5 protein-coding genes are annotated in these 8820 nt (G+C 57.8%); 3 read left to right on the plus strand and 2 right to left on the minus strand.

Annotated features, from left to right (window positions below):
* A partial coding sequence (locus AC2FNU_RS22125; protein ID WP_496792668.1) for a LysR family transcriptional regulator occupies window positions 1-903 on the minus strand: 903 nt, incomplete at its 3' end.
* A gap of 96 nt (window positions 904-999) precedes the next feature.
* Here AC2FNU_RS22125 and AC2FNU_RS22130 point away from each other — a divergent pair.
* The 3 genes from AC2FNU_RS22130 to AC2FNU_RS22140 all read left to right on the plus strand — a co-directional run bounded on the left by AC2FNU_RS22130 (window position 1000) and on the right by AC2FNU_RS22140 (window position 8255).
* The gene (locus AC2FNU_RS22130; protein WP_496792672.1) at window positions 1000-2223 is read left to right on the plus strand and encodes a urate hydroxylase PuuD; all 1224 of its coding nucleotides are present in this window, start codon (window positions 1000-1002) and stop codon (window positions 2221-2223) included.
* Window positions 2224-2364: 141 nt separating this feature from the next.
* The gene (locus AC2FNU_RS22135; protein ID WP_496792676.1) at window positions 2365-4170 is read left to right on the plus strand and encodes an autotransporter assembly complex protein TamA; all 1806 of its coding nucleotides are present in this window, start codon (window positions 2365-2367) and stop codon (window positions 4168-4170) included.
* Window positions 4167-8255 (plus strand): translocation/assembly module TamB domain-containing protein, encoded by a 4089-nt coding sequence (locus AC2FNU_RS22140; protein WP_496792678.1) that lies wholly within the window; start codon window positions 4167-4169, stop codon window positions 8253-8255. The genes AC2FNU_RS22135 and AC2FNU_RS22140 overlap by 4 nt, the downstream gene beginning before the upstream one ends.
* 4 nt (window positions 8256-8259) lie before the next feature.
* On the opposite strand, the gene AC2FNU_RS22145 is transcribed toward AC2FNU_RS22140, so the two are convergent.
* The coding region (locus AC2FNU_RS22145) for a thioesterase family protein (RefSeq protein WP_496792682.1) at window positions 8260-8820 on the minus strand (561 nt) is incomplete at its 5' end.

Raw genomic sequence — 8820 nt, forward strand, 5'->3', positions numbered from 1 at the left:
GCTTCGAACGATTTTTCCGATCCGTTCGATCATGAAGTCCATGAACAAACGCGCCTTCGGGTCTTGATGTCGCCGGTGCGTGTAAAGACATGCCATCTGCACGGGAACCGGTGGTGTTGCGGTTGCAACCGGAACAAGACGCCCGGATTTCAGGTGCTCTGCGACCTCAAAAACGGGTTTCATCGCAATCCCTTGCCCAGACAAAGCCCAATCCGTCAGCACATCTCCGTCATCACATTCAAACCGACCCGACACCGCAAAACGTTTCGGTCCCTCGGGGGTTTCCAGCATCCATTGAAACTCAGCCGCTCCCGGAAAGCGCAGGTTCAGGCATTCGTGCTTGTCGGCGACCAGATCAGCACCGGTTGATGGCATTCCACGACGCGACACATAGTCGGGGGCGGCACAAAGCACGCGCTGACAATCTGCGATCTTACGGATGCGCAAGGTGCTGTCCTCTGGCTGGCCTATGAAGAACGCCAGATCCAGCCCTTCGGTTGTCAGGTCGACAGACCGGTCCGTCAAGCGCAAGCGTACGTCAACTTCGGGGTAAGCAGCCAGAAAATCAGGTACGTGCGGCGCCAGCAGACGGCGACCCACCCCCAGCGGTGCCGCCGCAAACAATGACCCACGCGGCGCTTCGGTCAGATGGGTCACCTTGGCCTCGGCGTCATCCACCGCGTCCAACACCGCGACAGCTCCGGGATAAAACGCTTTGCCTTGCTCGGTCGGCGACAGATTGCGGGTCGTGCGCTGAAACAGGCGTACGCCTAAGTGATCCTCAAGCTGAGAAATCCGCGCCGAAGTCACGGCCGGAGAGATTCTCAGGTCTCGCCCTGCGGCGGACATGCTGCCCAGATCGTAGACCCTGACAAAGGTTCGGATATTGTCGAGATAGGACATCTTTTCGTTTTTTTTGATACAGTTTGACAATATACGGGAATACCGAAGAAATGCCTGTTTGCCTAGTGTGGCGGCAACCAATCGGAGACCTCTGACATGTACGACTTTGCCGTGTTCTGGGACTGGATGGCGTTTGCCGTGCGCTGGTTGCACGTGATCACCGCCATGGCCTGGATCGGATCTTCATTTTATTTCATCGCGCTCGACCTGGGTCTGAACCGCAATATTCCGGGTCCGGCGGATGGCGAGGAATGGCAGGTGCATGGTGGCGGCTTCTACCACATACAGAAGTATCTGGTGGCCCCGGAACGGATGCCCGATCACCTCACCTGGTTCAAATGGGAAAGCTATTCGACATGGCTCAGCGGTGCGGCGCTGCTGATGATCGTCTATTGGGTCGGCGGAGAGCTGTATCTGATCGACGCGGAAAAGGCTGATCTGGCCCTTTGGCAAGGCATTCTGATCTCGGCCGCTTCACTAACCGTTGGATGGCTGGTCTATGATTTCCTGTGTAAATCAGGGCTTGGGGAACGCCCAACCTTGCTGATGGTCTTGCTGTTTGTGCTGCTGGTGGCCATGGGTTGGGGATACAATCAGATCTTCACCGGGCGTGCGATGATGCTTCATCTGGGGGCGTTTACGGCCACGATCATGACGGCAAACGTGTTCTTCATCATCATGCCCAATCAACGCATCGTGGTGGATGATCTGAAAAACGGGCGCACGCCGGATCCAAAATACGGCAAAATCGCCAAGTTGCGCTCGACCCATAACAACTATCTCACGCTGCCGGTTCTGTTCCTGATGCTGTCGAACCACTACCCGCTGGCATTTGCGACGGAATACAACTGGATCATCGCCGCACTTGTGTTCCTGATGGGCGTGACCATCAGGCACTATTTCAACACCCGTCATGCCCGGGCTGGCAATCCCACCTGGACGTGGCTGGCTACCGCGCTGCTGTTCATTACCATCATGTGGCTGTCGACAGCCCCTATGTACCAGCCGCTGGAAGAGGCAGAGGCACAGTCCCTAACGCCGTACGAACAGAAATTTGCTGATGCAGAAGGGTTCGAAGACGCCCATGACATTGTTCTTGGGCGCTGTTCGATGTGTCACGCGCGCGAACCGGTCTGGGAGGGCATTCTCTGGGCCCCGAAAGGTGTGCTTTTGGAAACCGAGGCTGATATAGCTCGAAACGCGCAGCAAATCTATCTGCAGGCTGGTGTGACGCACGCGATGCCGCCAGCAAACGTAACCTATATGGAACCCGAAGACCGTCAGGCCATCATCCGATGGGTGCGCAACGCCGGACTGTAGCACAAACGCAATTTGCCCTAAATTTTCGCGTCAGGCGCATAATCTCTTTCCCAGATCGCACTCAGATGCTCTAACTTGAATGCAAAGGACCGTGGCAAACACGGTGCATGACATTTGGAACTGGGACATTTGGGGCAATTCATGCAAGGGAGCAAGCCGCAAGGCCGTCTGAGGCGCTGGCTAGGTGTCGCTGTTGTGGCATTGGCCCCAAACGTGTCACTGGCATTGGAAACCAGCCTAACTGCCCCGGGTGCGTCCAAAGAACTGGTGGAGCGCCTGAAAGAAACGTCATCCGTCACCACCGCCGAAGAGCGCGGTCTGGATACCCCGCTTGAAATCCTGTCCGCCGCATTGTCGGATTACCGCACGATTGTGCAGATCCTGTATGACGAGGGGTATTTCAGCCCGGTTGTCAGCATCAAACTCGACGGCCAGGAAGCTGCGGAAATGAGTTCGCTGACCGTACCTTCAAAGATCGACCGGGCAGCAATTAACGTTGAAACCGGGCCCAGCTTCAAATTCGGTACTGCCACAGTACAGCCGTTGGCCCCTGACACCGTTCTGCCGGAAGAGTTCGCCACCGGCAAACTGGCAACAACCGGCGCAATTCAACAGGCCACTTCAGCTGGTGTGCAAGGGTGGCGGGATGCAGGCCACGCCAAGGCTGGGGTCGCGGGGCAGAAAGTCATCGCGCGGCATTCTCAGGCACAATTGGACGCACAGGTCACGCTGGAACCGGGGCGCCGGCTGACATTCGGCAAGATGTTCATCAAGGGCGACACGGATGTGCGTCACAGGTCCATCGAAAAGATCGCTGGTTTCCCAAGTGGCGAGATTTATTCGCCTGCGAAAATCCAAAAGGTCGGAACACGGCTGCGCCGCACCGGCACGTTCAACGTCGTTTCATTGCAAGAGCGTGAGACACCAAATCCAGATGGCACGTTAGACTTTGACGCCACCTTCGAAGACCTGCCCAAACGTCGAATAACCTTTGGTGTTGAGCTTGCCTCGCGCGATGGTGTTGACGTCACAGCGACCTGGGCTCATCGCAATATGTTCAAACGCGCCGAACGCTTACGCTTTGAAGCCGCGATACGCAACATCGGCGGGGCCGAAGACATCGACGGCCGGATCGGGTTGCGCCTGGATCAACCAGACCGCCTTGGCCCGGACGACAACACATTCTGGAGCGCGTTGCTGGAACGGCGCAACACTGAAAACTACAACGTGTCGGTTGCGTCGCTGGCTTACGGTGCGCGTCGCACCTTCTCGGACAACCTCTATGCCGAAGCGTCCGCCGGTTTTCAGTGGTCGGATGCCGATGATGCATATGGAAGCGGTCGCAAGTTCAGATATTTCATCGTGCCTTTCCGTTCGGAATGGGACCAACGCGACAGCAAAGTCAGCGCCACGCGCGGATTCTATCTGGATTCGCAAGTCATGCCCTTTGTTGGAATTTCCGGTACGGATACCGGTATCCGCTTTTTCTTTGATGGGCGGGCCTATACCAGCCTGGGGACAGGTGGCCGGATCGTTCTGGCCGGGCGCGCCCAGCTTGGGTCGGTCATCGGTCCTCCGGCGGATGGCGTCACGCCTGACTTTCTATTCTTCTCAGGCGGTGCTGGAACCGTTCGCGGGCAACCTTATGAAAGCCTCGGCATCCCGGTCGGTACCGGTATTGCAGGCGGCAAGTCGTTTATCGGCTTGTCCGGTGAAATCCGTGGCAAGATTACCGATAGCCTGTCACTGGTTGGGTTTTATGACTACGGTGTCGTCGACACGTCCTCGTTCATTGGCAGCGGTGCTGAAGATCACGCTGGCGCCGGTATTGGTGTAAGATACGATCTGGGCGGATTTGGACCCTTGCGATTTGATCTCGCCTATCCAGTGAGTGGCCCCACCGGCGACGGCCTGCAGTTTTACATCGGGATCGGACAGGCGTTTTGAGACGGTTTCTTTCACACCCTCTGCTGATCGGCGCTCTGCTGCTTGCACCAATGTCCGTGCAAGCGCAGGAGGATGAGGGCGGCAGCATGATCGAACGGTTCCTGCAGGACACGCTGTCAGGTGACGATCAAAATGTAACCGTCACGGGCCTTCAAGGCGCGCTGAGTTCACGGGCCACCATCGCCGAGATTACGGTTGCCGACGATGAAGGGGTCTGGCTGACCATCAAGGATGCGGTGCTGGACTGGAACCGTCTGGCATTGATCCGCGGCCGGTTTTCTGTCAACGCCCTGACCGCACAAGAGATTGACATCGCCCGAACCCCGGGCACCACCACCAAAGATACGCCGCCCCCCGCAGCTGAAACGCAAGCCTTTCAACTGCCCGAACTTCCTGTCGCCATTGAAATCGGTGAAATCAGTATCAGCGAACTGGCCTTGGGCGAGCCTCTGATCGGCGTTGCCGCAGAGCTTGCCGTGAACGGAAACCTGTCACTGGCGGATGGCACGCTGGATACAAATCTCGACATCACACGCCTGGACCGCGCCGGGGATGAAATCAAGCTGAGCGCGGGGTTTCAGAACGCCGACAGTCAAATCGATCTTGACCTTCAGGTGATCGAAGCAGCGGGCGGTCTGATATCTACAGCTCTCAAAATACCGGATAGCCCACCCATTGGGCTGACCGCAAAAGGGTCCGGGCCGGTAAGCGACTTCACGGCTGATATAGGTCTCAGCAGCGACGGCCAGCCACGCGTGACCGGGCAGGTTCGCCTGCGTTCGGCCCCGACTGCTGCGGCAAGCGCAGATGAAGGCATTGCCTTTACAGCTGATCTTGGCGGGGATCTGACGCCCTTTGTCGCCGACAACATGGATACATTTTTCGGCACCAAGACACAGTTGTTTGTGGACGGACGAACCGAACCGGATGGCGCACTGAACATCAGTGATCTTGAGCTGACGTCTCAAGCGCTGAACCTCAAGGGTGAGCTGCAACTGGCCGCCGGTGGTCAGCTGCAACTGGCTGCGTTGCAGGGGCGGATCACACCGCCGGACGGGCAAAACGTGGTACTGCCGGTTTCAGGTGGAGATACCTCCATCGAGGCGGCGCAGATTTCGGCGTTGTTTGACGAGAAAAACGGCAATCTGTGGGACCTGAGCCTTACGGCCAACGGAGTAAAGACGCCACAGATCGATTTGCAACGTGCGCAAATCTCAGCCCAGGGGACGCTGGAACAAGGGACGGCCCTGCAACTGGATGGCGACCTTCAGGCTGCTCTGGACGGCATCGACCTGGCCGATGATGCGCTGAACGCAGCCGTGGGCGAGCGCGTCACGCTGGATGGTCTGTTCGCCTATGGCAGTGATCAAACAGTAAACCTGTCTGGCGTGGAGCTTGTTGGTTCTGATTACGAACTGGGGCTGGACGCGGTGATCAGCGGCCTGTCCACCGGTCTGGCGGTAGATGGCACCGCCACTTTGCAGGCGACGGATTTGTCACGGTTTTCGGACCTGGCGCAGATGGATCTTGGGGGTCAAGCCTCTGCACGGCTTGTGGGGCAAGGGTCCCCGCTGGAAGGCAGCTTTGACGGCAAGCTTGAGGTCGAAGGGAATGACCTGTCCACCGGGCGCGATGACATCGACCCGGTCATTCGCGGCGATACCACAATCACCGTAGACGCCAAGCGAGGTGCAGATGGCGTAACGATCAGGGACTTCACCCTTATCGGGGACACCCTTCGTGCACAGGCTGACGGCACAGTAACCACGCCGGGTGGCAATCTGACCATCGACGGGCAGGCTACGGTTAATGCCAAGGACCTCTCCATCTTCTCGGGCCTTGCAAATCGCGAGCTTGGCGGTGCCATACAGGCACAGCTCAACGGTAAGGGCGCGGTTCAGACACTGGAATTCGACGGTACTGCCAGCGTGATGGGCCGGGACATCAAAACCGGCATGTCCGAAATCGATCCCCTGGTTTCGGGTCGGACCGAGATCACCTTCGACGGTGCGCTCAGCCAGGATCAAATTGTGATCCGCGACGCACAGGTGAACGGAACTGCTTTGACCGCGCAAGCCGCCGCCACAATCGATGACCCGACAGGTGCCTTGGCTGTGGACGGGGAAGCCAGCCTGAATGTGCCGAACCTGTCTCTGTTCTCGGGCCTTGCCAAGCGCGATCTGGCCGGGTCGATCAAAACGCAACTTTCGGGCAATGGTGCGGTAGGCAGCAAGAGCTTCGATGTGGATGGCAATCTGGACGCGAATGATATTCAGACCGGAATCGACGCTGTCGACAAACTGATCCAAGGGCGCACCACCCTGACCGTGGATGCGAAGAATGGCGATGACGGGCTCGACATTCGTAGTTTTCGGTTGAAGGGAACCGCCCTTTCAGCAGAAGCATCCGGAAAACTCGACCGCGATGCCGGAGGGCTGAACTTTACGGCTGCCTTAGACGACTTGGGCCGACTGTCTGACACTCTGACAGGGCCATTGAAACTGGATGGAAACGTCGCGCCCACAAGTGCGGGCTTTGAGGGCACAGCCAATTTGCAGGGGCCCGACAGCTCTTATGCAAAAGTCGCGGGTTCTGTGGACACGAACGGCTCCGCCGACTTGGACTTCGACGCGAAATTCAACCGTATTGAGCGGTTCGTCCCTGATTTCCCCGGCACCATCGCAGCGACGGGCAATGCAAAGCGGGACAATGGGCTTTGGACCATTGATGCCAAAGCCGAAGGGCCCGCTGACATCACCAGCACAGTTGCCGGAACCTTCGACGAAACCAGCACCGAAGCTGATCTGACGGCGCAAGGCGGCGTCAACCTTGGGATTGCAAATATCTTTATTACACCCAATAAGATCGACGGATCAGCACGTTTCAATCTGGCCCTCAAAGGGGCTCCTGCGCTCGCGTCGCTCAGCGGGTCTGTCACGACCTCTGGCACATCACTTGCCGTTCCCGGCGCAGGCCAAACGATCACAGGTATCAGCGGTCAGATCGATCTGGCGCAGAGCCGAGCAACCATCAACCTCAGTGGTGGAGTGCGCGCCGGCGGCGGCTTTACCGTTACCGGACCTGTCGACCTTACACCGCCGTTCAACGCCCAGATCACGACTGCGCTGAACAGCCTCGTGCTGACGGACCAGCTGCTTTATGAAACCACCCTAAACGGCCAGATTGCGATGACCGGAGCACTGGCCGGAAACAGTTCATTGGCCGGGCAAATCACGTTCGACGAAACCAACATCAATCTCGCGGCCGCTTCTGGTGCGGTTGGCGCAGCCCCGATCCCCGAGATTGAGCATATCAATGAAAGCCGCGCCGCCTTTGTCACCCGAGAACGCGCGGGGCTGGTCGTCACTGAAGAGGCAAGTCAAAGCGATTCCAGAATTGCGCTGGACATCAGCCTGTTGGCCCCCAAGGCTGTGTTTGTCCGTGGAAGGGGTGTGAACGCGGAACTGGGTGGTCGGATTTTCATCGGCGGCACCACCGCTGCTGTGGTTCCATCAGGCCAGATCGAACTGATCCGAGGCAATTTCGACATTCTGGGCCGCAGGCTGGCCCTGACCAAAGGCATTGTCACCCTGCAGGGCGACCTGACGCCATATATCGAGTTCGAGTCGTCGGCCAGCACATCGGACGGAACTGCCACAATCGAAATTGCAGGGCCTTTGGATTCGCCCGAGGTCAACGTGTTCTCCGACCCCGAACGCCCAGCCGAAGAAGCGCTTGCGATGCTGCTGTTCGGAAACCGGTTCTCAGAGATTTCCCCATTCCTGATTGCGCAGATGGCCGCCTCGCTGGCCCAGCTCAGCGGCGCGGGCGGTGATGTCACCAAGGGCCTGCGGGACTCCACCGGCGTGGATACAATCGACGTCGGCGCTTCGGAAAGTGGCGCGGGTCGGTTGGGGGCTGGTGCCTATCTGGGCGAAAACCTGTACACCGATTTTACCGTCAACACCGAAGGCGATACCGAGGTGAACCTGAACCTGGATGTGACAGACAATTTCACGGTCAAAGGCACAGTTGATGGCCGCGGCGAAACCGGCATCGGGGTGTTTTTCGAACGCGATTACTGAAGCGTTATTTGCGGCGAATTCCTATCGGCTGACCTATCTGGGGCGCGGACGGCAAAGACGCGTGATCCGACACCATTCGTGCCAATCGCGTGACTGCCCAATCCGGATAGGGTTCGGATCGACCTGTTTTGTGGCTGACATTCATGAACAGCACTTCTTGCGTGGCACACACAGTTTCGTCCGGCGCCGAGATCATCTGACCGAAATAATGCCCCCGTTTGTGATCCGCATCCAACAATCGAAACTGGAAATAGATCGTCATGTCGTCGGTCACCTCGCGCAGGAACTGCATGTGTGATTGCAGGACATAAGGCCCCTGACCCAACGCCTGAACCTGAGGCTCGCCAAGGCCAAGATGATCGACAAGCAACCGTTCAAAAGCCATATCGAACGCGACGCCATAATACCCCACGTTCATATGCCCGTTGTAGTCGATCCAATCTGGATGCAGCGTAAACTCGTGAATTTCTACAGGCGCATCGTACGGACCATCATGGCCACCTAAGGGCTGTGTATCCTGTGGCATGACTGAACAATCCTCACTCATCCGGGTCTTCAAAAATTG

It is taken from the genome of Ruegeria sp. BHSB064 (genome assembly GCF_059613205.1).